Below are 23,831 nucleotides of genomic sequence, written 5' to 3'. Positions count from 1 at the left end.
CCATGCTGACCAGCCTTAGCATTCGGGACCTGGCGGTGGTATCCGCCCTCGACCTGGACCTCCGGCCCGGCTTCACCGTGCTCACCGGCGAAACCGGGGCGGGCAAATCGATCCTCCTCACCGCCCTGGGGCTCGCGCTCGGCGACCGGGCCGACTCCGGCCTGGTGCGGCCGGGCGCGGAGCGCGGCGAAGTCAGCCTGTGCTTCGATCTGGAGGACGCTTCGCCCGCACGCGACTGGCTCATCGACAACGAACTGGCCGAAGCCGATGAAGAAACCTGCCTGATCCGCCGAACCATCAACACGGACGGGCGCTCGCGCGCTTTCATCAACGGCCGTCCCGCGACCCTGCCGAACCTCCAGGCCTTGGGGAGGCATCTGGTGGAAATCCACGGCCAGCACGCCCATCTGAACCTGTTGCAGGCCGGCGAACAGCGGGCCTTGCTGGACCGGCACGCGGGCAGCCGCGAACTGGCCTCGGAACTGAAGCGGATTTTCGATCGCTGGAAAGAGATTTCCGACCGGATCGACCGGCTGCAACAGGACGCCAGCAGCCGCAACGCCCGCCAGGAACTGCTCCAGTACCAGGTGAACGAACTGGAACAGCTCGAGATCGAGACCCTGGATTACCGCGCCCTGTCGGAAGAGCACGAGCTGCTGGCCAATCTCGGCCGGGTCTCCGAAATCGGCTATGCGCAGCTCAAGCTGCTCTACGAGGACGAGCAGTATTCGGTGAACGGCCTGCTGGCCCAGTCCACTCACGCGGTCGGCGAACTCGCGCAGATTTCCCGGGACTTCGCCGAGTCCTTGGATCTGCTGGAAAGCGCCCGTATCCAGGTCAAGGAGGCGGCGATGGCATTGCGCCATCACCTCGACGCGCTCGATCCCGACCCGGCCAAATTCGCGGCGCTGGAACAGCGGCTGGCGGAGGTTCACCAGCTCGGACGCAAGCACCAGGTCCGTCCGGAAGAGCTGCCCGGCCACCTCGAAACGCTCCGGACCGAACTGAGGAGCCTCGAATCCGGTGAGGAACGGCTCGAGCACCTGCTTGCCGAACAAAGCGATCTGCTGTCCGCCTATGACGCCACCGCCCGCAGCCTTTCGGCAAAGCGGCGGGAAGCGGCGGAGGCGCTGGAGACGGACATCTCGCGGCTGATCCACGAACTCGGCATGCCGCACGGGCGTTTCGCCGTCGCGTTCGAGACGGACACGGAAACTCCGCCCGCTCCCCACGGGCGCGACAGGATCGAGTTCCTGGTCAGCGCCAATCCGGGCCTGCCGCCGCGGCCGCTGTCGCGGGTCGCTTCCGGCGGCGAACTCTCGCGCATCAGCCTGGCGATCGAGGTCGCATCGATCGCGCAAAAGACTACGCCGACCCTGATCTACGACGAAGTGGACACCGGCATAGGCGGCGGCGTCGCCGAGATGGTGGGGATCAAGCTGCGCTCGCTCGGCATCAACCGCCAGGTGCTGTGCGTGACCCACCTGCCCCAGATCGCGGCCCTGGGCCATCAGCATCTGCTGGTGGAGAAACATGCGAAAGACGGCATCACCCAGTCCACGGTACGCCCGCTGAACATGGACGAACGCACCGGCGAGATCGCCCGCATGCTCGGTGGCCTGCGCATCACCGAGCAGACTCTGGCCCACGCCCGGGAAATGCTGGCCCTGGCGCATTGAAATCGATTTCTCCGCCGGATTTTGCTTTAAAATTGGCTCGAGCATCGCCATATCGGTCATCGCTGACCCGATTATCCCCTTAACCACCAGGAATCCCCATGACTGACTCGACCCAAGAAACGAAGCCGACACGGTCTCTCACGGAAAATCTCCAGGAAACCCTGGAAATCCTGAAAAGCGGCGAGTCCGTTACCCTGCCCAGGAAAGTGGTGATCGCGGCCGTGGTGATCGCGCTGGGTCTCATCATTTTCTGAATTCGACAGCGTCCGCACCGTGCGCCGCCGGCTCACGGTCTTTTCGTTCCGATACCCGTTTCCTGAACCCGGCGGCGCAAAAGCCGTACAGCCCAATCTTGCCGAACCAAGTGAGCTCGATACGATTCATTCCCGAATGGGAAAAACAATCCGCAGTACTGATCGCCTGGCCGCCGGGCCGCGGCGATTTCGCCCCCTGGCTGGACGAAGTCGAGCAGACCTATGCGGCCATCGCCGCGGCGGTGAGCCGGCGCGAGACCCTCTTGATCGCCTGCCTGGACCAGGCCCATGAACGGCGTATCGGCGACATCCTGAAAACTACCGGGGTGGACGATAGCCGAGTCGTTTTCATCCGGATTCCGTACGACGACATCTGGGTGCGCGACACCGCGCCGTTGAGCCGCCTGAATGATGGCCGGCTGGAATTGCTGGATTTCCGCTTCAACGGCTGGGGCGGAAAATACGAATGCGCCGACGATGCGGCACTGGCCGCCCGCCTCGTTGCGACGGGCATCTTCGGCCAGACGCCGCGAGTGGCGGTCGACTTCGTGCTGGAAGGCGGCAGCGTCGAAACCGACGGGCACGGTACCGTGCTGACGACCAGCCACTGCCTGCTCAATCCGAACCGCAATCCCGGCTACGGCCGCGCGGAGATCGAGGCCTGCCTTTCGGAGACACTGGGGGCCGATCGCATCCTCTGGCTGGATCACGGCAAAGCCGAAGGCGACGACACCGACGCCCATGTCGACACCCTGGCGAGATTCTGCTCGGAACACACCATCGCCTACACCGCCTGCGACGACGAATCCGATCCGCACCATGCACCGCTCAAAGCGATGGAGCGGCAACTGCAAGAGATGAAACAGCGCGACGGCCAGCCCTACGCCCTGGTGCCGCTGCCGATCCCGAAACCCATCCGCGACGAGGAAGGCCTGCGCCTGCCCGCCACCTATGCCAATTTCCTGATCGTCAACGGCGCCGTTCTGGTCCCCGTCTACGGCGATCCGGCGGACTCGGTCGCCCTCGAGCGCCTGGCGCCGTGTTTCCCGGACCGCGAAATCATACCCATCCACTGCACGCCGCTGATCCGCCAGTACGGCAGCCTGCACTGCATGAGCATGCAGTTTCCCGAAGCCGCTGGAGTCTCCCGCTCATGAAATCCACCCTCAGGCTGGCCCTGGTACAGCAGGCCTGCAATGGCGGCCGGGAACAAAACCTGGCCTCATCCGTCGAAGGCATCCGCAACGCCAAGGCCCGAGGCGCCGATCTGGTGATGCTGCCGGAACTGCACCTCGGCCCCTATTTCTGCCAAACCGAGGACTGCGGCTGTTTCGACGGCGCGGAAACCATCCCCGGCCCCACCACCGCCGAACTGGCGTCCGTGGCGCGGGAGCTGGGCATCGTGGTGGTCGCCTCGCTGTTCGAACGGCGGGCCCCCGGCCTCTATCACAACACGGCGGTGGTGCTGGACAGTGACGGCAGCCTAGCCGGAAAGTACCGGAAGATGCACATCCCGGACGATCCCGGCTATTACGAAAAGTTCTATTTCACCCCGGGCGATCTCGGCTTCCGCCCCATCGACACGTCGGTCGGACGCCTGGGGCTGTTGGTCTGCTGGGATCAATGGTATCCGGAGGCGGCGCGCCTGATGGCGCTGGCGGGTGCCGACCTCCTGCTGTACCCCACGGCCATCGGCTGGAACCCGGCCGACGACGAGGCCGAACGGTCGCGCCAGCTCGAGGCCTGGGTCACGGTGCAGCGCGGCCATGCGGTCGCCAACGGACTGACGGTGGCCGCCTGCAACCGCATCGGCAGCGAGCCCGACCCCAGCGGCCAGACGCCGGGTATTCTGTTCTGGGGAAACAGTTTCGCTGCGGGCCCCCAGGGAGAATTCCTCTGCCGTGCCGGATCGGCGGACGCGGAATTGCTGATGGTTGAGGTCGACCGCAAGCGTTCCGAAGACGTCCGGCGCATCTGGCCTTTCCTGCGGGACCGCCGTATCGACGGTTACGACGGATTATTACGGCGCTATCTCGATTGACTCTTTCCCCGGGGGCAGCCCCCGAAAAAAAAGCCGGGGACGAGCACGAAGCTCGCCCCCGGCTTTTTGCCGCCGGAATCAGGCCTTGATCTCGAATTCCTTGATATCGCGGCCCTGCGCGACCAAAGCCTGCAACCAACGCGGTTTCACGCCCCGGCCGCTCCATTTTTCCGCGGGATTATGCGGATTCTGGTATTTCGCGGGCACTTTGGCACCCCGGCGAGTACTCGGTGCAGCCGCTCCTTTCGAAAGATCTTCGACGATCTGGAACTTGACGCCTGCCTTGGAAGCCAGTTCATTCATCTGGCGAAGATATTCGCGCCGCTCCGATTCCTGTTTTTCCTTGAGCGTCTTGGTCGCCGCATCGATCAGCGACTGTAATTCCTGTGCCGTATAACCCGAAAAATCATGTGACATTGACAACACCTCTCTGAGCAAGTCTTAAGCTATATTGTTGCGACGCTTAATATAATACATAAATCCGAGAACACAATACAATATGTCTCAGCCGATCTGCTCCGAAAAGCGTGAATTGCCGGCGGGGAGCCGGTCGTTTTCTGTCCGATGCCGTTTAGCGCGTATCGGACGGAGAGGAACCGGGTCATCGGCTTCGCCAAGCCCAAGGCAATTCATCAAGGCCGTGCAGCCCGATTTAACACCGCCGCGCACTCGCTTCCATTCCCGGAAATTTCCCGTCCCCAGCCTCGCGCTTTAGGGCGCCGCTCCACTAAAATACGCCCCTTTCCGCGGACATATCATCGGACGTCCGGTATCCCGATAGCATGAAACCACAAGCCTCCTCTTCCTCCCTGTCCTCGCCGTTGAAACCCGCCTTGCCCGCCTCGCGCCGCCAGGCGGTCTGTTGGAGCGGGCTGCACGGCTGCAGCGATTCCCTTGCGATCGCCTCGGCTTTCGGTGCGTCGCCCGGCTTGTTTCTCGTCGTTACCGCCGACGCCCAAAGCGCTTTGCGCATTGAACAGGAAGTGAGGACATTTCTCGGCAGGGAGGCGGCGATTCTCCCCTTCCCCGACTGGGAAATCCTTCCCTACGACGTGTTTTCCCCGCTGCCCGAAATCACCTCGCAGCGGCTGCGGACCTTTTACGAGTTATCCCGCATCCAGCATGGCCTGCTCATCACGCCGGTATCCACCCTGATGCATCGGGTGGCCCCGCGGACCCACACCCTGGCCAATACGTTTTCCATTCGCGCCGGAAGCGCCGTGAATATCGACCAGACCCGGCAGACACTCGAAAGCGTAGGCTACCAATGCGTGTCGCAGGTATACCAGCACGGCGAATTCGCGATCCGGGGTTCGATACTCGATCTTTACCCCATGGGCAGTGAGACGCCTTATCGGATCGAGCTGTTCGACGACGAGGTCGAAACGATCCGCACCTTCGACCCGGAAAGCCAGCGCTCGATCGAAAAAGTGGCCGGAATAGAGCTTTTCCCCGCCCGGGAATTTCCGTTCGACGATGCCGCCATTAAAAGGTTCCGGCAGAATTTCCGGGCCGAATTCCCGGATGCGGTGAGTCGCAGCGTCCTGTACCAGGATGTCAGCAAGGGAATCGCGGTCGGCGGGATCGAATACTACATACCTCTGTTCGTGGAGCGGATGGATACGCTGTTCGATTACCTGCCGGGCGACGCGACCCTGATATTGCACGGCGACGTCGAGCAGGCCGCCGCGGCCTACTACGCCGAGGCCGCCAGCCGTCACGACCAGCGCATCCACAACCTGGACCGGCCGCCACTGCCCCCGGCCCGGCTGTTTCTGGAACCCGAGGCGCTGACATCCGCCCTCGCATCCTTCAGCCGCATCGCCATCCCGGCAGCGGATGCCGCTCCCACCGCCGCCGCGGTGAAATTCGACTGCGCTCCGCCGCCGGCACTGCATCCCGAAGCGAAGACCCAGCCACCCTACGAGCCGCTGCAACGCTTCATCGGGGAGTTCACCGGGAAAATCCTGCTGGTCGCGGAATCCGCCGGCCACCGCGAGACCCTGGCGGCGAACCTCGCCAAGTGCCGGATCCGTCCCAGGATCGTGGACGGCTGGGCCGACTTCCTCGCCACCCCCGATCCGCTGTGCCTGATGGTCGCCGCTCTCGATCAAGGGCTCGTCATTTCCGAACCGCCCCTGGCGATCGTGACCGAAGCTCAGCTCTCCGGCGACAAGGCCCAGCAGCGGAGGCGCCGGCAGCGCGCGCAATCCAAGGATTTCGGCCAATTCCTGCGCAGCCTGGAAGAACTGGAAATCGGCGCGCCGGTGGTGCACCGCGAGCACGGCGTCGGCCGCTATCTCGGCCTGCAGCGGATCGAGACCGGCGGAGTGGAATCGGAATTCCTGACCCTGCGCTATGCCAACGACGACAAGCTCTACGTGCCGGTTTCGGCCCTCGGCATGGTCAGCCGTTATGCGGGCTCGGACCCGGAACACGCGCCGCTGCACCGCCTGGGCAGCGAGCAATGGGCCAAGGCCCGCCGCAAGGCGCTGGAACAGGTCCGCGACGTCGCCGCCGAACTGCTCGACATCCACGCCAAACGCGCCGCGGCGAGCGGCAAGAGCTTCGCCACCCTGACCGAGGAATACTTGAGCTTCGCCGCCCAGTTCCCGTTCGAGGAAACCCCCGACCAGGAAACCGCGATCCAGGACGTCATCCGGGACCTCGCCGCTCCGCGTCCGATGGACCGGGTGGTCTGCGGCGACGTCGGCTTCGGCAAGACGGAAGTCGCGATGCGGGCCGCCTTCATCGCCGCCCAGAACGGCCGCCAGGTGGCCGTGTTGGTACCGACGACCCTTCTGGCCCAGCAGCATTACAAGAACTTCTGCGACCGCTTCGCCGACTGGCCGATGCGGATCGAGGTGCTGTCGCGCTTCGTCTCCAAGAAGGACCAGGCCCAGGCCATCGCGGACATTGGCGAGGGCAAGATCGACATCGTGATCGGCACCCACCGCCTGCTGCAGAAAGACATCCGCTTCAAGGACTTAGGTCTCGTCATCATCGACGAGGAGCACCGCTTCGGGGTCGCCCACAAGGAGCATTTCAAGAAACTGCGCAGCGAGGTGGATTTCCTGGCGCTGACGGCCACGCCCATCCCCCGCACCCTGGACATGGCGCTGACCGGCCTGCGCGAGATCTCGATCATCGCCACCCCGCCGCCGCACCGCCACGTCATCCGCACCTTCGTCACCGAATGGGACGACGCCCTGGTGCAGGAGGCCCTCAACCGCGAGATCAAGCGCGGCGGCCAGGTCTATTTCGTGCACAACAAGATCGAGACCATGCCTAAGCTGGCGGAACGGCTGGAGAAGCTGGTGCCCGACATCCGCACCCGCATCGCCCACGGCCAGATGCCGGAGCGCGAGTTGGAAAACATCATGCTGGACTTCTACCACCAACGCTTCAACGTGCTGCTTTGCACCACCATCGTGGAAAGCGGCATCGACGTGCCCAGCGCCAACACGATACTGATCGACCGCGCCGACACCTTCGGCCTCGCCCAGCTCCACCAGTTGCGCGGACGGGTCGGGCGCTCGCACCACCGTGCCTATGCCTATCTGCTGGTGCCGCCGAAGAAAGCCATGACCGCCGACGCCGTGAAGCGCCTGGAAGCGATCGAGGCGGCGGGCGAACTCGGCGCCGGCTTCCTGCTGTCCTCGCAAGACCTGGAGATTCGCGGCGCCGGCGAGCTGCTCGGCGAGGACCAGAGCGGCCAGATCCAGGAAATCGGCTTCACCTTATATACCGAGTTGCTGGAGAAGGCCGTCAACGCGCTGAAATCCGGCAAACAGCCAGAGCTGGAAACCGACCACCTCGGCGGCACCGAGGTCGACCTGCAATGCGCCGCGCTGATCCCGGAGGAATATCTGCCCGATGTGCACACCCGTCTGGTGCTGTACAAGCGCATCGCCAACGCCCGCAGCGACGAGGAACTGCGCGAGCTGCAGATCGAGATGATCGACCGCTTCGGCCTGCTGCCGGAAGCAACCAAGAATCTGTTCGCGGTCAGCGCGCTGAAGAACGAGGCCGCCAAGCTGGGCATCGCCAAGATCGAAGCGGGCGCTAGCGGCGGGCGGCTGATTTTCGAAGCCCAGCCCAACATCGACCCGGCCGCGATCATCCTGCTGATCCAGAAGGAGGCCGCCACCTACAAGCTGGATGGCCCGGACAAGCTGCGGTTCATCGCCAAGCTCCCCACCCCGGCGGAACGCGTCCGGTTCGTGGAAACGCTGCTGGGCCGGCTGGCGGCCAAATGAGTTGCCGAGACCAGAAGAGCCACACCTGGTGGAAACCGGCACGCTGGACCACTGGGCGGCTTAGAACTCTTACTTTGAACGGAGGAACCGTCCCCCCATGTTTACCGGAATCGTCCGAGGCCGCGGCCTGATCGTCGCCGCCGACCCGCAAGACACCGGCACCCGTTTTCGCATCCGCTTTCCCGATGACCTGCTCGGCGGCCTGGAAACCGGCGCCAGCGTGGCGGTCGACGGGGTCTGTCTCACCGTGGCGCGGATCGCCGGCAACGAAATCGACTTCGACGCCGTCGCCGGCACGCTGGCGCTGACCAATCTCGGTGACCGCCGGGGCGGCGACGAAGTCAACCTGGAGCGTTCCGCCCGCTTGGGCGACGAGGTCGGCGGCCATCACGTCTCGGGCCATGTCTCCACCACCGGCGTGATCACTTCGATCGAGCTGGAAGGCCCCGGCAGCCACCACATCGAATTCCAGGTGGACCCGGAGTGGAGCCGCTACATCTTCCTGCGCGGCTTCCTGGCGGTGGACGGTGCCAGCCTCACGGTGGCGGAAGCCGATCCCGGGCGCGGCCGGTTCCGGATCAACCTGATTCCCGAAACCCTCCGCAACACCTGCTTCCGCCGCTACCGCGCCGGCGACCGGGTGAACATCGAAGTGGAGCACCAGACCCAGGTGCTGGTGGACGTGGTGACGCGGACGATCGAAGCCGCGCTGGCGGGCCGGGAGATCGTCAGGCCGAGAAATGAATCGCCTTGACCGGCCTGGACTGGTTGTTCCCGAACCGGGAATCCCTTGACCGCGAGGGTCGCCCATGGCACCGGATGACCGCAAACGCTGGTCCCAGCGCGTCACCGAGACCAGCAACGCCCTGGACCTGGAGCCTGGGGTGTTCACTTGGGACGATCCGCGGCAAATCGCGCTGTCGCTCAAGCGCTCCGCCGAATCCAGCGGGCGCCGCAAAGCGGGGCCGTTCCAGTCGGCGATGTCGATGCTAAATTTCTACATCAACCGCGCCGGCAGCCAGCTTTCGGAATCGCGGCGGGCTTGCCTGGAAGCGGCGAAGGACGAGCTGCGGGAGCTTTACGGCAGGCCGCGCCGACGCCCGCCGCCATGATCAGTCCGTCGCCAGGCCGCCGCGGGAGGCGATCACGTATTCCGCTACTGGCGTACCGCCGATCAGATGCTCCTGGATGATCCGCTCCAGCACTTCCGGGGTGCAGTCGCGATACCACACGCCCTCCGGATAGACCACGGCGATCGGACCCTGAGCGCAGACGCGGAGGCAGTCCGCCTTGGTGCGGAACACGCCGCGCCTGGTCAGGCCGAGTTCCTCGAGCCGGCGCTTGAGGTAATCCCAGGACGCCAGGCTTTCCTCCCTGCCGCAGCACTTGGGCTTGGTGGCGCCGGCGCACAGAAAGATATGCCGCTCGATGTCGTTCAACCCGAGCTGGGCCACGACGGCTTGCAATTCTTCCATTGTTCCTCCTTCCTCGCTGTAGGAGCGGCTCCGCCGCGATTCAGTTTGACTCCCCCCAGGAAACCAGCAGGCAGCGCAAGACGCCATAGTCGTAGCGCCCTTCCAGCGCCTCGAACAGGGGCTTGATGGCGCCCGGCCGATCCTGGGGCAGATTCCGCCAGACGCTTTCGATCCGCGCCGCCTCGTCGGCCGACAGCCCGGTCACCTCCAGCGCATCCAGCGCCCCCCGGGCCACGGCCTGGGCCAGATGGGTATAGATGGTGGACGGCTTGAGTTCACGCCGGGCGGCGATCTGCTCGACGCCGAGGCCGAGCCGGAACAGCGCAAGACTCTCCTCCGCCGTGGGCTGCTCCGCAACGGCCCCTCCGCCGCGCTGACCGGAATGCTCGCGGATCAACTCGAGAAACTCGTCGCCATACAGCTCCAGTTTGCGCTCGCCGATGCCGGGAATCCGCGCCAACCGGACGTGGGTTTCCGGCCGGCTCTGGACCATTTCCATCAACACCGCGTCGTGCAGGATGACGTAAGGCGGGACATTCTGTTCTTCCGCCAGCCGGCGGCGCAAGCCGCGCAGGGCCTGGAACAGCTTTTCGTCGGCGGGGTCGGAGAAGCGGATGGCTCCCCGCCGGGCCTCGCGGCCGGAGGAAGCGGCCTTCTTCGGCGCGTCGTCCTTGCGCAGCAACAGCGTCTCTTCGCCCTTGAGCAGGGGGCGGCTGGCAGGGCTCAGCCGCAGGGCGCCATGCGCTTCCCAGTCGACTACGAGGAAACCGCGGGTCACCAGTTGGCGGAACACCGAGAGCCATTGCTGGTCGTCGAGTTCCCGGCCGATGCCGAAAGTGCTGAGCCGGTCGTGGCCGAAGCCGCGGACGCGTTCGCTGGTCTTGCCGAGCAGCAGGTCGATGACGTAATGGGCGCCGAAGCGCTGGCCGCTGCGGTAGACGCAGGACAAGGCCTTGCGCGCGGCTTCGGTCGCATCCCAGGTCTGCACGGGATTGAGGCAGTTGTCGCAGTTGCCGCAGGGCTGTTCCAGGACATCGCCGAAATATTGCAGCAAGGTCTGGCGGCGGCAGGAGGTCAGCTCGCAGAAGCCCAGCATGGCGTCGAGCTTGTGGCGCTCCACCCGCTTGTGCAGTTCGTCGGCGTCGGAGGATTCGACCATGCTGCGCAGGGTGATGACGTCCTGCAACCCGTACACCATCCAGGCATTGGCGGGCAGCCCGTCGCGGCCGGCGCGCCCGGTTTCCTGGTAATACGCCTCCAGGCTTTTCGGCAGGTCCAGGTGCGCCACGAAGCGCACGTTGGGCTTGTCGATGCCCATGCCGAAGGCGATGGTCGCCACCACGATCAGCCCTTCCTCGAGCAGGAAGCGGCGCTGGTTGTGCTGGCGGATTTCGGCGGACAGACCGGCATGGTAAGGCAAGGCCTTGAGGCCCTTGCTGCAGAGCCAAGCGGCGGTTTCCTCGACCTTCCTGCGCGACAGGCAGTAGACGATGCCGGCATCGCCTTCGTGCTCGCGCCGGATGAAATCCAGCAACTGCTGGCGGGCGTTGGATTTCTGGCCGATGGCGTAGCGGATGTTGGGCCGGTCGAAGCCGCTGCAGAACACCCGCGCCTCGTCCAGCCCCAGCCGTTCGATGATCTCCCCGCGGGTCCGCTCGTCGGCGGTCGCGGTGAGGGCGATGCGCGGCACCGTGGGGAAGCGCTGGTGCAGCAGCGACAACTGCCAGTAATCGGCCCGGAAATCATGCCCCCACTGCGACACGCAATGGGCTTCGTCGATGGCGAACAGCGCGATGCGAACCCGGTCGAGGACGCTTAAGAAACGCTCGGTCAGCAGCCGCTCCGGCGCCACGTAGAGCAGGTCCAGCTCGCCCGCCAGGAAGCGGCTCTCCACCTGGCGCTGGGTGTCGAAATCCAGGCTGGAATTGAGGAACGCGGCCTTCACGCCCAATTGCAGCAGGGCGCCGACCTGGTCCTCCATCAGCGCGATGAGGGGCGAGACCACCACACCGGTGCCCGGCCGCAGCAGCGCCGGAATCTGATAGCAAAGCGACTTGCCGCCGCCGGTGGGCATCAGCACCAGCGCATCGCCCCCGTTCAGCAGCTGCCCGATGATCTCGGCCTGAAGGCCGCGGAAACGCTCGTAGCCGAAGACGGTCTGCAACGTTTTCAAGGGACTGGAAGCATCGACGGGCATGGAGGCGGCGGCGGAAACCAAAAAAGCTCCACTATAAAGCATCGAAGGGCGATAATGGCGCCCGATCTCCCCGAGAGCGCCGGTATGCCGAAATCCGACAACCTGTACTCCGCCATACCCGCCAATCTGCCCGAGGAGCTGTTCGAGACCCTCGAACAGACCGGCGGCTTCCGGCTGGAGCGCATCGTTTCCCGCGGGCATGTCACCCCGGAAGGCGCATGGTACGACCAGCCGCAGGCGGAATGGGTGGTGCTGGTGCAGGGCGAAGCCTTGCTGCGCTTCGAGCAAGAAGCCGAACCCCGCCGCCTCGCCCCCGGCGACTGGCTGTGCATCCCACCGCATTGCCGGCACCGGGTGGAATGGACTTCGAGCCGGCCGGAAGCGGTCTGGCTCGCCCTGCATTATCCCGAACCGGTCCGCACCGAACCCCTGGAATCCGAATGAGCCCCGGCAAATCCGTCTACCGCCTGTTTCCCCCGCCGTTCGAGGAAGTCGCGCTGCACGGCCTGTATCTGAACCTGAACCTGCGCCGTTTGGGACACGCGGGCAAGCCCTTCGTCTACGCCAATTTCCTCACCAGCCTGGACGGGCGCATCGCCCTGGAGGACGCCAGCGGCCAGACTTTCCTGCCAAAGTCGCTGACCACGCCGGACGATTTCCGGCTGTTCCTCGAACTGGAAGCCCAGGCCGACTGCCTCATCACCCACGGCGGCTATCTGCGCTCGCTGCAGGAAAAACGGCTGGGCAACATCCTGCAGATCGGGCTGGAGGAACGCTCGCGCGACCTCGCGGCCTGGCGTCGGACCCAGGGGCTCAAGCCCCAGCCGGACATCGTCGTCGCCAGCGCCAGCCTCGACTTCCCCATGCCCGCCTCGATCCGGGAACACGGCCAGCGCTGCCTGATCGCCACCGGCCGCCATGCCGACCCGGACCGGGTCCGCCATTGGGAAAGCGAAGGCTATGAAATCCTGTTCGCCGGCGACGGCGCCATGGCGGAAGGCGATACCCTGGTCGACCAGCTCGACGCGCTCGGCTACCGCTCGATCTATCTGATCGCCGGCCCCCACATGCTCGACACCATGGTCCGCAACGGCCGGCTGTCGCGGCTGTTCCAGACCATCACCCACCAGCTGCTCGGCGGCGAAGGCTTCCGCACCCTGGTGCCGGGCCCGGAACTCGGCCCGCATGGCCACCTGAAGATGCAGTCCCTGTACTACGACCCGACCTCGCCGCTCGACACCGGGCAGTGGTTCGCCCAGTTCGAAAACCTCACCAGCGCGGCTTGAGCTACACTGCGCCGACTGGCACCATTGCATCGACCCCATGCTCGTCGAAACCTTCAACACGCTCCGCGACTTCGTCCGCCTGCACGAGATCGCCTCGGTCCTGGTCCGGTTCGGATTCGGCGAGGCCGTGCACCGTCTGGGAATCCACCATGTCCTGGAAAAGGCCGGCAAGTCCCTGTCCTGGAAATACGCCGAGGAGCAGGCGCAGCTCTCGCTGCCGGCCCGCATGCGCCGCGCGCTGGAGGAAATGGGGCCGAGCTTCATCAAGCTCGGGCAAATTCTCTCGACCCGCGTCGACCTGCTGCCGCCGGAATGGATCGAGGAACTGAGCCACCTTCAGCGGCGGGTGCCTCCCCTCCCCTTCGAGGCGCTGCGGCAGGAACTCGAAAGGGACCTGGGCGCCCCCGTGGACAAGGTGTTCGCGGCGTTCGACACCCGGCCGATCGCCGCGGCCTCGATCGCCCAGGTGCACCGCGCGAGGCTGCATACCGGCGAAGACGTGGTGGTCAAGATCCGCCGTCCCGGCATCACCAAGACCATCGACGCGGACCTGCGCCTGATGGCGAAGCTGGCGAAACTGATCGAATTCGAATTCCCCGAGCTCGATTACCTGCGCCCCGGCGAAATCGTGCGCCAGTTCGGGCTTTCGATCCACCGCGAGCTGGATTTCATCAATGAATGCCGCAACACCGACCGGCTGGCGGCGAACTTCCGGACCGATCCCAGGATCGTCATTCCGCGGGTGCACTGGCAGTACGTGCGGGAGCGGGTCTGCGTCCTGGATTACATCGAAGGCATCGACGCCATGGATCTGGACGCCGTCCGTGCGGCGGGGCTGGACCAGCGCACCCTGGCGCGGGTCGGCGCCGACGCCATGCTCAAGATGATCCTGCTGGACGGCTTCTTCCACGCCGACCCGCACCACGGCAACCTGCTGTACCTGCCAGACAACCGCATCGCCTTCCTGGATTTCGGCATGGTGGGCCGGTTGCCGGAGCTGCGCCGTCACCAATTGGTCGACCTCCTGTCCGCCATCGTCGGCCGGGACGCCCAGACGGCGGCGGACGTCCTGCTGGACTGGGCGGGCACGGTCAACGTCGATCCCGATCTGCTGATCGCGGACATGGACAACCTGATCGACGACTATCACGGCGCCACGCTGAAGCAGTTGAGTCTCACCCAGATGCTGACCGACCTGACCCAGCTCATGCGGCAGCACCGGCTGGCGCTGCCGCCGGACCTGACCCTGCTGTTCCGGGCGCTCATCGCCCTGGACGGCATCGGCAAGCAGAACGATCCGGACTTCGACATCTTTACCCAGGCCGCGCCCTTCATCGAGAAAAGCCTGAAGGAGCGCTACGACCCCGAGAAGATCGGCCGCAACGCCTGGCGCAACGCCCTGCACGCCATGGACATGGTCTCCGGCCTGCCGACCGAGCTGCGGCGGGTGTCGCGCGCGGTGCAGAAAGGCGCCCTCAAGCTCAACATCGACCTGGCCCGGCTCGACCACCTGGGCTGGCAGGTGGAGCGGGCTTTGGGCTGGCTCAGCTTAGGGCTGGTCGCCTCGGCGCTGATCATCGCCTCGGCCATCGTGATGACGGTGCAGGGCGGCCCGACCCTGTGGGGACTGCCGGCGTTCGGGCTGCTGGGCTACGTCGGCGCCAGCGCCATGGCGACCTGGCTGCTGGTCGCGATCTGGCGAGGCACGCGGGGCAAGCACTGATCGCGGCGTCCAGACACTGCTCCCGGTGTCTTCGACCGCCCGCTCCCAGCGGGTGACGGCCAGCGTGGCGACGGCGTTGCCGATCAGGTTGGTGATCGCCCGCGCCTCCGACATGAACCGGTCCACCCCGAGCAGCAGCGCCAGCCCCGCGACCGGCACCACATCCAGCGAGGACAGCGTGGCCGCCAGGGTGATGAAGCCGGCCCCGGTCACGGCCGCTGCGCCTTTGGAGGTCAGCAACAGCACCGCCAGCAGGGTGAGCTGGTGCCCGAGGGTCAGCGGCGTGTCCGTCGCCTGGGCCACGAACACCGCCGCCATCGTCAGGTAGATCGCCGTCCCGTCCAGGTTGAAGGAATAGCCGGTCGGAACCACCAGGCCGACGATCGAACGCGGGCACCCCGCCGCCTCCAGTTTTTCCATGAGCCGCGGCAAGGCGGCTTCCGATGAAGAAGTGCCCAGCACCAGCCACAGTTCCTCCTTGATGAGCTTCAGCAGCCGCCACAGGCTGAAGCCGGCACACCGCGCCACCGCGCCCAGCACCAGAACCACGAACGAAACGCAGGTCAGGTAGACCCCGCCCATCAGCTTGCCCAGAGACAGCAGGGTGTCCGGTCCGTATTTGCCGATGGTGAACGCCATCGCCCCGAATGCGCCTACCGGCGCCGCCCGCATGATGAGGCCGATGGTAGCGAACAAGGCTTCCGACACCCGTTCCAGAAAATCCAGCACCAGCTTGCCGCGCTCGCCCTGCCTGCTCATGGCGACGCCGAACAGTACCGAGACCAGCAGCACTTGCAGGATGTCGCCCTTGGCGAAGGCGTCGACCGCGCTGGCGGGGATGATGTTCAACACGAAATCGACGCCGTTCAGAGCCTTGGTGCCGCCGGTGTATGGGTTCAGCGCCGCGGCGTCCAGGGTCTTGGGATCGGCGTGGATGCCCACCCCCGGCTGCAGGAGGTTGACCACGACCAGGCCGATCACCAGCGCCACGGTCGTCAGCACCTCGAAGTAGATCAACGCCTTCAACCCGACGCTGCCGATCTTGCGCAGATCGCCGACCTTGCCGATGCCCAGCGTCACCGTCAAAAACACGATCGGCGCGATCATCATCTTGATGAGCTTGACGAAGCCGTCGCCCAAAGGCTTGAGCTTCACCCCCAGCTCCGGCCAAGCCGCACCCAGCGCCACGCCGACCATGACCGCCAAGATCACCTGGACGTAGAGTTCCTTGAATATGCGCCGCCCGGCCATCCGCCATCCCCTGCCCAAAGGGGTAAGCATACCCGAGCGGCCGGAGCCGTTCAGCCGCCGGCATGACAGTCGGCCGCAACGGGGAGGGTAACGGCCCTCCTTTACGACCGTTTGGATACCGAGTTTTTTCCAACCCCAAGATAGACCGTTACGCCCGGCGGGACGACAATAGGATCGGTCTCCGGTTTCTCCGCCCCGGCGATCAGCCGCCACGTCGGCGATGGCGCGGTCCTTCCGTGATTGGGACAAATGAGCGGATGATTGGATTCCGAATAACAACACCTGGGAGAGATCGCCCGTGAAACGCATCCTGAACCTGTGCCGTGCCAGCCTTCGCCCCACGGTCTACGGCCTGCTGCTGCTCATTCCGGTGGCCCAGACACCGGCGCACTCGCGGCAAACGCAATGTCAGGTGAAACTCTACCGGCATCTCGGTGATTACTTTCACTGCCGCCTGAACGCCGAGGCCGCCTTGGCCAAGGGACAGGATCCGGCCAGGAACGAGCGCCTCCGAAAGGCCTGTGAAGATGCCTACAAGAAGGGTTATCACGCGGCCCTGAAGCTATCGGCCGAAGGCTGCCCCGCGATCGGCGACACAGAATCCGGCACCCCGTCGCCGTTGGAGCAAGAGGTCCGGCAAACGGTGGCCGAAGTGCGCGGCATGGTGGCGGGAACCCCGCCCGAGCCGGTACCGGGGCAACTCACGCTCTACAACAACTGCAACACGCCGATAAAGATCATGTCGCCCACCAGCAGCACGATCAACGGCACGACGCTGCAGCCGTATGACAGCACCTTTTATCCGACCGCCGCCGGCGGGGCTTTGGGCCAGAACACGCCCAACACCTTCCTGTTCGCGCCGATCACCACCGATGCCCAGTGCGCCCAGGTGCAATGCGGCAACTGGGCGGATATACGGGCCGCGGGGCAGCGGATGGGCTACATGTGGATGAACAACACTTCCAACAACCCTCCCGGCAACGACAACCTGGTTTACGCGGCCTTTTGCCAGCCGACGAACGCGGCGGCGGGACAGTGCACCACCACGTCCACGACCCCGTGCTGCGGCTCGCAGATGAATTACGACAAGACCTTCGGCACGACTTTCGAGATCACCCCGAACGGAGGCACCTCGAAAACCCAGGATTTCGTCGATCTCAGCACGAATTACGGCTCGGGCCCGAACTCGCCGCCCACCTTGTGCAGCGCTCCCGGTGCCGATCCCAACGACTGCGTGACCGCGACCGCGAACATATTTTTCAACGTTCCGATCGGCGTGACCATGAGCAGCGATGCCGGCTGCACCTTCCCGCAAGGCGGCTCGAGCCTGAGCTGTACGGACGTATCCTGCCCCGACGCCTATCAATATCCCGAAGACGACAAGCAGGTCGCCTGCCCGGCCGGCACCGGCTACGTCGTCACGCTTTGTCCGGGTACCAATCAACTGCCGGCACTGAGCCAGGCCGAGGCCACCCAGAACAAGATCACGGTCCGGAACAACCTGAGCCAGAGCTCTCCCTGCTCCAACGGAAACACCGTGAGCATCTTCACCTCCGGCGGACAGCAGGTCGTCCAGCCCGGAGGCGGCTCGGTTACCCTCCAGGGCGATTATTCCGCCTACCCCGGCCTCGGCTTGCAGGTGAACAACTGGTATTGGACTTCGGAAAACCTGCCGGTCCAGAAGGGTCCGCCGCAGAATCCGGACAACTCCGGCGCCCAGTTCATGATTTCCGACCAGTGCGTCTTGTCGCAGGCGCCGCCGGTCTACGGCGAAGGCATCGAGACCTATGAGATTTCGACGGTGACCGCCCAGACAACCGGGACCAACGAGTGCCTGATAACGATCGACGAAAATCAGCCCTACACCGACGCCGTCACGCCGGGCTGCTGCGCCCCGCCGCTGCAGAACATGGGCAACGTCTGCACCGGTCCATGGGGCGTGACCAACAACCAGCAGCCCTGGCCACCGCAATGATCGTCGGCGGAATCGGTTCAAGGATTTGGCGGATCGCCTTCGGCATTCCCTCTACGATGTGTCCGCGGAACCGGCTCGTCCGGGTTCCGCCGTCCGGGAACGGTATTCGCGCCGGCGGGTTTACAATTCGCCTGGCTTGCGGGGCGGTTTGGGATTCGCCGGGGGGTCGGCCGATCGCCGGGGATTTGGCGGATCGCCTTACGGCATCCGCCCTACAGTGTTACGGGAGGCGGTATGCCGGACTACCGGCGGTTTCGGGTTCCTGGGGGAACCTACTTCTTTACGGTAAATCTGCTGGACCGGCGAGCGGATACGCTGGTCCGGCACATCGACGCCTTGCGAGAGGCTGTGCGGCTGACGCGCCGGGAGCGTCCGTTCCATGCCGACGCCTGGGTGGTTTTGCCCGACCACATGCACTGCGTCTGGACTTTGCCGCCCGGCGACGACGATTTTTCCAACCGCTGGAAAGCCATCAAGATTCGTGTCGTCCGGGCGGTTCCGCAAACCGAACATCGGTCGAAGGTACGGATCGCCAAGGGCGAGCGGGGCGTGTGGCAACGGCGTTTCTGGGAACACGCCATTCGCGATGACGAGGATTACGCCCGCCACGTGGATTACGAGCACTGGAATCCCATGAAACATGGGTTGGTCGGGCGGCTGGCGGATTGGCCTTATTCGTCCTTCCACCGCTACGTCCGCTTCGGCCTCCTGCCGCCCGACTGGGCCGGAGGGGCGCCCGAAAACTTCGGCCCCAAGGGGGAACCCACGTAGGGTGGAACCGGCTTTTTCGGGTTCCGCCATGTCGAAACAGCCCGTGTGCCGGCCGATTTCCAAAGCTCGTGGGTTGTTCGGGGCTTGGTCGGCGGATCGCCTTACGGCATCCGCCCTACATCCGCTGCCGTAGGGCGGAACCGGCTCTTCCGGGTTCCGCCAACCCGAAACGGCATCTGCCCTACGGTCCTGCATCGACATAAACCAGCGCTCCCGCGGAAACCCGGTCGAACAGGTCGATGACGTCGGCGGAGGTGAGGCGGATGCAGCCATGGGACCGGGGCGTGCCGTCGACGCCGGTGTCCGGGCTGCCGTGGATGTAGATGTAGCGCCAGGCGGTATCGACTTCGCCGTAGCGGTTGAAGCCGGGCTGAAGGCCACCCAGCCAGAGGATGCGGCTCAGAATCCAGTCGCGGCCGGGATGGCGGGCGGCGAGTTCGGGCGTATAGATCTCCCCGGTGGGCCGGCGCCCGACCAGGACGGCCCCCGGCGGAAGGCCCGCACCAATCTTGGCGCGGACCCGGTGCCAGCCGCGCGGTGTACATTCCGAGCCGCGCTTTTCGCCCACGCCGTTCTTCGCCGTCGACACGCGGTAGCGGGCCACCACCTTCCCCGCTTCGATCAACTCCAGACATTGCCGCGGCACGCTGATGCGCAGGAAGTCGGTGGCGTTCTCGGGCGCGGTCATGTTCTTGTCCCAGGACTTTGTTGGGCAGGCCAGGATCGATTGCCCTCACCCCGGCCCAATCATGCCGGGCTCTCCTGCCCGGCACCCTTCGGGTCAATGCACAAATCGGCAGGAAAGCCGATTTGCACGCGTAGCGCCCGAAGGGGGCGGCATAGGGATGTGCCGCGTGAAATCTGCTCCCGGCAGATTTGTCCCAGAGGGAGAGGGAGCGCCGCGTCATTGGTTTCGGTGTATCCGGTACAAGCAGCGGCGATAACTTGTACACTTCGCGGTTTCTCTTCCACGGCTTCCGACGATGCTTCGAATCTGCAATTCATTGGCGAACCTGTTTCCGGTCTGGGTGCTGCTGTGCTCGGGGCTGGCGCTGTATTTCCCCGCCTGGTTCACCTGGTTCACCGGGCCGATGATCGTCTGGGGATTGTCGGTCATCATGCTCGGCATGGGCATCACGCTCACTTTCGACGACTTCCGCCGGGTGGCGAAGATGCCGCGGATCATCATCGCCGGCACGGTCGCGCATTTCGGCATCATGCCGTTCCTCGGCTGGTCGATCGCGCATGGATTGGCGCTCGAACCGGAACTGGCGGTAGGGCTCATCCTGGTGTCGTGCTGCCCCTGCGGCACGGCTTCCAACGTGGTGAGCTACATCGCCCGCGCCGACGTGGCGCTGTCCGTGCTGCTGACCATGGTGTCGACCTTCACCGCGGTGGTGATGACGCCCCTCCTTGTCAAGTTCCTGGCGGGCGCCTACACGCCGGTGGACGGCTGGGGCATCTTCCTGAACACCCTGCAGGTGATCGTCATGCCCGTCACCGCCGGCCTCCTGCTGAACCGCTATGCGCCGCGGCTGGTGCGTGCGGTCGGCCCAATGACGCCGCTGGTGTCGGTGATCTTCATCGCCTTCATCTGCGCGAGCATCATCGGCGCGAACGCCGAAACCATCAAGGCCACCGCGCTCAAACTGTTCGGCGCCGTGGCGCTGCTGCACGTCGGCGGATTCGGGCTGGGCTACGTCTTCGCGCGCGTTCTGGGCTACCGCGATGCGGTGGTCCGCACCATCGCCATCGAGGTCGGCATGCAGAACTCGGGACTCGCCACCGTGCTGGCCAAGGCCAATTTCGCCAGCATGGCGCTGGCGCCCATCCCTTCGGCGATCTCCGCGAGCTTCCATTCCATCATCGGCAGCCTGCTGGCGGGCTGGTGGCGGCTGCGCACGCACCAACACTTACCGGCCATGGGGCACGGATTCGACGCCGCTATGCCAGTCCCAGCGGATTGTCCGGATCGATGTGAGCCATGAAGGGTTTGCGGCGGTCCTGGTCGGTGATCTGATAGATCTTGCCGAGCCAGTTGTTGAACACCGCCTTGGCGGTATCGCGCCAGGTATTGTCCAGGTGCCGCAGCACGAATTCCTCCGGGAATTCCGGCGGCGCCTTGCCCGACCGGCGGGCGCTGCGCAGGGCCTGCCCGTAGTCATTGAGCGCTGCACCCACCTCCAGCGAGAAATAGTGTTCCGGGAACGGCGGGTAATCCTCGCGCTCGCCGGAATAGTGCCGCAGGATCTCGCGCTTGTATTCCTTGAGGAGACTCACGGTGTCGTATTCCGGATGGGCCTGGAAGTAGACGACGCGGAACAGGTCCGGGCTCACCGCGAGATGCACCCCGGCCTCCTCGCTCTCGACCAGGACCCGCAACCCCGCGGCCTCCATGTCCTCGCGGAAGATTTCGTTGTAGCGCGAATGGGGCACGTCGAAGCGGGTGTTGATGTCCGCCACCAGCGGATGCAGCGGCTCGACCACCCGGTGCGAGTACACGCCCCAGCGCTTGAAGCCGAGATGGGTGCGCTCCACGCCGTGGCCGTACTGGAACAGGGCGTGGGTGGCGAGGCACGAGCACAGGATCGAAGTGACGTTGGCGCGCGCCCAGTCGAACACCTCGGTCAGCGGCTGCCAGAAGGCTTCCTGCTGCAGATGCGGCTGGGTGACGTTGGCCCCGCTCACGATCAGGCCGTCGAGGCCCTCCTCGCGGATGCGGTCGAAGCTCTCGTAATAGCGGGCGATGTGCTCCGCCGCCTGTTCGCCCCGCGGCAAGCCCTCGATGGTGAACGGGTGCATGTGGAACTGCACGATCGGATTGGCACCGCCGACCAGGCGGAAGAACTGCCGCTCGGTGGCTTCCAGGGCGGCATCCGGCATCATGTTCAGGAGGCCGATGTGCATCTCCCGGATGTCCTGATGGGCGGCCCGCTCGACGCTCAGGACGTCCTGGCCTTCCTCCCGCAGGCGCTGGAAGGTGGGCAGATCGGTATGTGCGACCAGAGGCATGGCAATCCCTCCTTCAGCCGCCCAGGACCGAAGCCACGAGCCTCAGGAAATCGCTCTCGTCCCGTACCCGGGCGACGTCCGCGACGTCCACCGTATAGCCGTACCGGTCCGCGATGGCCTGGTAGCGCGGCAACCGCGATTTGAACAGGCAAGGAAACACCCAGCTCACGAATTCGTCCGGCGGCATCGCGTCGACCGAAGGGTAGCCCTTTTCCTTCAGGAAAGCCGGCAGGTGTTCGTCCAGGAAAGCCTCCCGGTAGTACAGCGGCTTGGGATCGCGCGCGGCGCGCTCGACCAGCATCTGCTCCAGTTCCGGGCTGGTGCGGATGTAGAGGATGAGGGTGTTTTCCGCCAGCACTTCCAGGGTTTCCGAGTCGTCCAGTTCGCACACGCTGCCGCCGGCGTCGTTGATGAAATGCTGGTAGCCGTAAATCTCGCGCACCTTGTCGATGAATTCCGGCACGTCCCGCATCGCCGCGATCTCGGCCTGCCGGTGCAGCGCCTGGCGCCGCTTGAACTCCTTCAACGGCAGCCCGCCCTTGGCCGGATCGCCGAGCTTGCCCAGGAAGGACGAGATCGGCGCCAGATTGTCCACGGTGATGTTGCTGCAGATGTAGATCGAATCCGACATCAGCAGATCGCGCAGGAACGGCACGTCCATCGCCTGGCGCTTGATGTTGTCCAGGATCGGCTCGTCCAGATAGCGGGTGCCGATCCGGTAGTCGCCGGAATAATGGAACCAGGTCCGCTTCGGCAGCCTGTTGGCCAGCGTGGTCTTGCCGGTACCGGACATGCCGAGCAGGGTGATCTTCTTGCGGTCCCAGTCCAGGAATTCTTGGGGGGTCAAACGCATCGGGAGTTCTTCAATCTTCGCGGTTGATCATGTGATGGGCGGTGCGTGCCAGCGCCTCGTACAGTGCCTCGCGGAACGGGCCGTCCATCGGGATGTCGTCGAGCGCCTTGCGCATGCACAAGAGCCACTGGTCGCGCTCGGGCACGCCGATCGAAAACGGGAAATGCCGCGCCCGCAGACGCGGATGGCCGAACTCCTGCATGAACAGGTCCGGGCCGCCCAGCCAGCCGGAGAGGAACTTGAACAGCTTGGACTTGGCGCCGGACAAGTCGTCGGCATGCATCGCCCGGATCGGCGCCGCCTCCGGCAGCGTGTCCATGTAGCCGTAGAAGCGTTCGACCAGTTCGTGCAGCACTTCTTCGCCGCCGAGGCGCTGATAGGGCGTCTGTGTCACGGGTTCCTGCATGGCTGAAACGATCTCACTTGGCGTAAAGCGATTCCCGACGGATCAGCTCGAGCACCGCGTCCGGCAACAGGTACTTGGCGTTGCGCCCTTCCCGCAGCATGCGGCGGATCGAAGTGGAGGCGATGGCGAGCTGAGTCACTTCCAGAAAGTAGATCATCCCTTCCGGCTGGGCCGTGAGCTGCGACGGGTCCGCCACCTGACGCTCCTCGACGCAGCGCTCCAGATCTTCAGCGTATTCGACGTCGTAATCCGGCCGCTGCAGCACCACGATGTGCGCCAAGGCGAACAGCCGGCGCCAGCGGTGCCAGGCCGGCAGCGCCAGGAACGCGTCGAGGCCGAGGATGAGGCAGAGCGGCTCGTCGCCGACCTCCTTGCGAATCGAGCCCAGGGTATCGACCATGTAGGACGGGCCGCTTCGTTCGAGCTCCCGCGTATCGAGGGCGAAGCCGCCGTCGGCATCGGCCAGCGCGATTTCCAGCATGCGCAGCCGGGTCCCGGCATCGGCCACGGGCGGCGGACGGTGGGGCGGCTGGCGGCAGGGCAGGAAGCGCAGCTCCCTCATGCCGACCGCCTCCTTGACCTCCAGCGCGGCCCGCAGGTGTCCGTAGTGGACCGGATCGAAAGTGCCGCCGTAGATGCCGATCATCCT

General features: G+C 65.1%; 21 protein-coding genes and 1 pseudogene. 13 read left to right on the top strand and 9 right to left on the bottom strand.

Annotation, left to right across the window (positions count from 1 at the left end; all coding sequences use genetic code 11):
• Positions 1–2 precede the first annotated feature (2 nt).
• The 4 genes from recN (at position 3) to ABZN20_RS01140 (ending at position 3,974) form a co-directional block, all read left to right on the top strand.
• Positions 3–1,679, top strand: coding sequence for a DNA repair protein RecN (gene recN, locus ABZN20_RS01155; RefSeq protein ID WP_367026515.1), 1,677 nt, complete (start codon positions 3–5; stop codon positions 1,677–1,679).
• A 98-nt stretch (positions 1,680–1,777) separates the two neighbouring features.
• On the top strand, positions 1,778–1,933 hold the full coding sequence (locus tag ABZN20_RS01150; protein WP_218806322.1) for a hypothetical protein: 156 nt from the start codon (positions 1,778–1,780) through the stop codon (positions 1,931–1,933).
• Positions 1,934–2,043: 110 nt separating this feature from the next.
• Entirely contained in the window at positions 2,044–3,090 is a 1,047-nt protein-coding gene (locus ABZN20_RS01145; RefSeq protein WP_367026514.1) for an agmatine deiminase family protein, read from the top strand.
• Positions 3,087–3,974 (top strand): carbon-nitrogen hydrolase, encoded by an 888-nt coding sequence (locus tag ABZN20_RS01140; protein ID WP_367026513.1) that lies wholly within the window; start codon positions 3,087–3,089, stop codon positions 3,972–3,974. The genes ABZN20_RS01145 and ABZN20_RS01140 overlap by 4 nt, the downstream gene beginning before the upstream one ends.
• 78 nt (positions 3,975–4,052) lie before the next feature.
• Here ABZN20_RS01140 and ABZN20_RS01135 read toward each other — a convergent pair whose 3' ends face one another.
• Positions 4,053–4,412 (bottom strand): H-NS histone family protein, encoded by a 360-nt coding sequence (locus tag ABZN20_RS01135; protein WP_367026512.1) that lies wholly within the window; start codon positions 4,410–4,412, stop codon positions 4,053–4,055.
• A gap of 344 nt (positions 4,413–4,756) precedes the next feature.
• On the opposite strand from ABZN20_RS01135, the gene mfd reads away from it, so the two are divergent.
• The 3 genes from mfd (at position 4,757) to ABZN20_RS01120 (ending at position 9,345) form a co-directional block, all read left to right on the top strand.
• On the top strand, positions 4,757–8,233 hold the full coding sequence (gene mfd / locus ABZN20_RS01130) for a transcription-repair coupling factor (protein WP_367026511.1): 3,477 nt from the start codon (positions 4,757–4,759) through the stop codon (positions 8,231–8,233).
• A gap of 97 nt (positions 8,234–8,330) precedes the next feature.
• Complete coding sequence (locus ABZN20_RS01125) at positions 8,331–8,987, top strand: riboflavin synthase subunit alpha (RefSeq protein ID WP_367026510.1); 657 nt, start codon at positions 8,331–8,333, stop codon at positions 8,985–8,987.
• A gap of 55 nt (positions 8,988–9,042) precedes the next feature.
• A complete protein-coding gene (locus ABZN20_RS01120) occupies positions 9,043–9,345 on the top strand; it encodes a DUF3175 domain-containing protein (protein WP_218806318.1) in 303 nt (100 codons plus the stop codon).
• Here ABZN20_RS01120 and ABZN20_RS01115 read toward each other — a convergent pair whose 3' ends face one another.
• Together ABZN20_RS01115 and recQ are read right to left on the bottom strand one after the other, a co-directional pair.
• Positions 9,346–9,708, bottom strand: coding sequence for a (2Fe-2S) ferredoxin domain-containing protein (locus ABZN20_RS01115; RefSeq protein ID WP_367026509.1), 363 nt, complete (start codon positions 9,706–9,708; stop codon positions 9,346–9,348). It lies immediately after the preceding gene.
• Between the two features lie 40 nt (positions 9,709–9,748).
• Positions 9,749–11,905: a DNA helicase RecQ gene (gene recQ / locus ABZN20_RS01110; RefSeq protein ID WP_367027595.1), complete on the bottom strand. Its 2,157-nt coding sequence runs from the start codon at positions 11,903–11,905 to the stop codon at positions 9,749–9,751.
• Between the two features lie 84 nt (positions 11,906–11,989).
• Between recQ and ABZN20_RS01105 the strand changes: the two genes are divergently transcribed.
• The 3 genes and pseudogenes from ABZN20_RS01105 to ABZN20_RS01095 all read left to right on the top strand — a co-directional run.
• Positions 11,990–12,349, top strand: a complete 360-nt coding sequence (locus tag ABZN20_RS01105) for a cupin domain-containing protein (protein WP_218806315.1) — start codon at positions 11,990–11,992, stop codon at positions 12,347–12,349.
• Complete coding sequence (locus ABZN20_RS01100) at positions 12,346–13,191, top strand: RibD family protein (RefSeq protein WP_218806314.1); 846 nt, start codon at positions 12,346–12,348, stop codon at positions 13,189–13,191. The genes ABZN20_RS01105 and ABZN20_RS01100 overlap by 4 nt, the downstream gene beginning before the upstream one ends.
• A 37-nt stretch (positions 13,192–13,228) precedes the next feature.
• Positions 13,229–14,245: pseudogene (locus ABZN20_RS01095) on the top strand (ABC1 kinase family protein); the annotation flags it as partial.
• A gap of 495 nt (positions 14,246–14,740) precedes the next feature.
• On the opposite strand, the gene ABZN20_RS01090 reads toward ABZN20_RS01095, so the two are convergent.
• Entirely contained in the window at positions 14,741–16,165 is a 1,425-nt protein-coding gene (locus ABZN20_RS01090; protein WP_367026508.1) for a dicarboxylate/amino acid:cation symporter, read from the bottom strand.
• Positions 16,166–16,463: 298 nt separating this feature from the next.
• Between ABZN20_RS01090 and ABZN20_RS01085 the strand changes: the two genes are divergently transcribed.
• Together ABZN20_RS01085 and ABZN20_RS01080 are read left to right on the top strand one after the other, a co-directional pair.
• On the top strand, positions 16,464–18,140 hold the full coding sequence (locus ABZN20_RS01085) for a hypothetical protein (RefSeq protein ID WP_367026507.1): 1,677 nt from the start codon (positions 16,464–16,466) through the stop codon (positions 18,138–18,140).
• A 234-nt stretch (positions 18,141–18,374) separates the two neighbouring features.
• Entirely contained in the window at positions 18,375–18,911 is a 537-nt protein-coding gene (locus ABZN20_RS01080; RefSeq protein WP_367026506.1) for an REP-associated tyrosine transposase, read from the top strand.
• 181 nt (positions 18,912–19,092) lie between these two features.
• Here the strand turns inward: ABZN20_RS01080 and ABZN20_RS01075 are convergent, their stop codons facing one another.
• Positions 19,093–19,599: a L,D-transpeptidase gene (locus tag ABZN20_RS01075; protein WP_218806310.1), complete on the bottom strand. Its 507-nt coding sequence runs from the start codon at positions 19,597–19,599 to the stop codon at positions 19,093–19,095.
• Between the two features lie 295 nt (positions 19,600–19,894).
• Between ABZN20_RS01075 and ABZN20_RS01070 the strand changes: the two genes are divergently transcribed.
• Entirely contained in the window at positions 19,895–20,899 is a 1,005-nt protein-coding gene (locus ABZN20_RS01070; protein ID WP_367026505.1) for a bile acid:sodium symporter family protein, read from the top strand.
• Here the strand turns inward: ABZN20_RS01070 and metA are convergent.
• The 4 genes from metA to nadD are packed head-to-tail and all read right to left on the bottom strand — an operon-like array spanning position 20,856 to position 23,828.
• A complete protein-coding gene (metA, locus tag ABZN20_RS01065; protein ID WP_367026504.1) occupies positions 20,856–21,923 on the bottom strand; it encodes a homoserine O-succinyltransferase MetA in 1,068 nt (355 codons plus the stop codon). The two genes, ABZN20_RS01070 and metA, sit on opposite strands and share 44 nt — an antisense overlap.
• A 13-nt stretch (positions 21,924–21,936) precedes the next feature.
• Entirely contained in the window at positions 21,937–22,776 is an 840-nt protein-coding gene (locus ABZN20_RS01060; RefSeq protein ID WP_218806307.1) for an ATPase, read from the bottom strand.
• A gap of 10 nt (positions 22,777–22,786) precedes the next feature.
• Positions 22,787–23,182 (bottom strand): group II truncated hemoglobin, encoded by a 396-nt coding sequence (locus ABZN20_RS01055; protein WP_218806306.1) that lies wholly within the window; start codon positions 23,180–23,182, stop codon positions 22,787–22,789.
• A 13-nt stretch (positions 23,183–23,195) separates the two neighbouring features.
• Positions 23,196–23,828 carry a nicotinate-nucleotide adenylyltransferase gene (gene nadD, locus ABZN20_RS01050; protein WP_218806305.1) on the bottom strand — a complete coding sequence of 211 codons (633 nt, stop codon included), beginning with the start codon at positions 23,826–23,828 and terminating at the stop codon, positions 23,196–23,198.
• Between the last annotated feature and the right edge of the window lie 3 nt (positions 23,829–23,831).

Origin of the sequence: Methylococcus sp. ANG (assembly GCF_040730495.1) — a bacterium.
Lineage (GTDB): Bacteria > Pseudomonadota > Gammaproteobacteria > Methylococcales > Methylococcaceae > Methylococcus.
Note: the sequence above shows the minus strand (reverse complement) of the source record. Positions and strands in the feature narration are given on the sequence as shown.

What these genes read in the sequence shown, in the direction of transcription:
- ABZN20_RS01060 (WP_218806307.1), bottom strand. Translation starts at nt 22,776, where the DNA reads ATGCGTTTGACCCCCCAAGAATTCCTGGACTGGGACCGCAAGAAGATC.
- ABZN20_RS01140 (WP_367026513.1), top strand. Translation starts at nt 3,087, where the DNA reads ATGAAATCCACCCTCAGGCTGGCCCTGGTACAGCAGGCCTGCAATGGC.
- ABZN20_RS01150 (WP_218806322.1), top strand. Translation starts at nt 1,778, where the DNA reads ATGACTGACTCGACCCAAGAAACGAAGCCGACACGGTCTCTCACGGAA.
- mfd (WP_367026511.1), top strand. Translation starts at nt 4,757, where the DNA reads ATGAAACCACAAGCCTCCTCTTCCTCCCTGTCCTCGCCGTTGAAACCC.
- recQ (WP_367027595.1), bottom strand. Translation starts at nt 11,905, where the DNA reads ATGCCCGTCGATGCTTCCAGTCCCTTGAAAACGTTGCAGACCGTCTTC.
- ABZN20_RS01090 (WP_367026508.1), bottom strand. Translation starts at nt 16,165, where the DNA reads ATGGCCGGGCGGCGCATATTCAAGGAACTCTACGTCCAGGTGATCTTG.
- nadD (WP_218806305.1), bottom strand. Translation starts at nt 23,828, where the DNA reads ATGATCGGCATCTACGGCGGCACTTTCGATCCGGTCCACTACGGACAC.
- ABZN20_RS01105 (WP_218806315.1), top strand. Translation starts at nt 11,990, where the DNA reads ATGCCGAAATCCGACAACCTGTACTCCGCCATACCCGCCAATCTGCCC.
- ABZN20_RS01100 (WP_218806314.1), top strand. Translation starts at nt 12,346, where the DNA reads ATGAGCCCCGGCAAATCCGTCTACCGCCTGTTTCCCCCGCCGTTCGAG.
- ABZN20_RS01125 (WP_367026510.1), top strand. Translation starts at nt 8,331, where the DNA reads ATGTTTACCGGAATCGTCCGAGGCCGCGGCCTGATCGTCGCCGCCGAC.
- ABZN20_RS01070 (WP_367026505.1), top strand. Translation starts at nt 19,895, where the DNA reads ATGCTTCGAATCTGCAATTCATTGGCGAACCTGTTTCCGGTCTGGGTG.
- ABZN20_RS01075 (WP_218806310.1), bottom strand. Translation starts at nt 19,599, where the DNA reads ATGACCGCGCCCGAGAACGCCACCGACTTCCTGCGCATCAGCGTGCCG.
- recN (WP_367026515.1), top strand. Translation starts at nt 3, where the DNA reads ATGCTGACCAGCCTTAGCATTCGGGACCTGGCGGTGGTATCCGCCCTC.
- ABZN20_RS01080 (WP_367026506.1), top strand. Translation starts at nt 18,375, where the DNA reads ATGCCGGACTACCGGCGGTTTCGGGTTCCTGGGGGAACCTACTTCTTT.
- ABZN20_RS01120 (WP_218806318.1), top strand. Translation starts at nt 9,043, where the DNA reads ATGGCACCGGATGACCGCAAACGCTGGTCCCAGCGCGTCACCGAGACC.
- ABZN20_RS01115 (WP_367026509.1), bottom strand. Translation starts at nt 9,708, where the DNA reads ATGGAAGAATTGCAAGCCGTCGTGGCCCAGCTCGGGTTGAACGACATC.
- ABZN20_RS01055 (WP_218806306.1), bottom strand. Translation starts at nt 23,182, where the DNA reads ATGCAGGAACCCGTGACACAGACGCCCTATCAGCGCCTCGGCGGCGAA.
- metA (WP_367026504.1), bottom strand. Translation starts at nt 21,923, where the DNA reads ATGCCTCTGGTCGCACATACCGATCTGCCCACCTTCCAGCGCCTGCGG.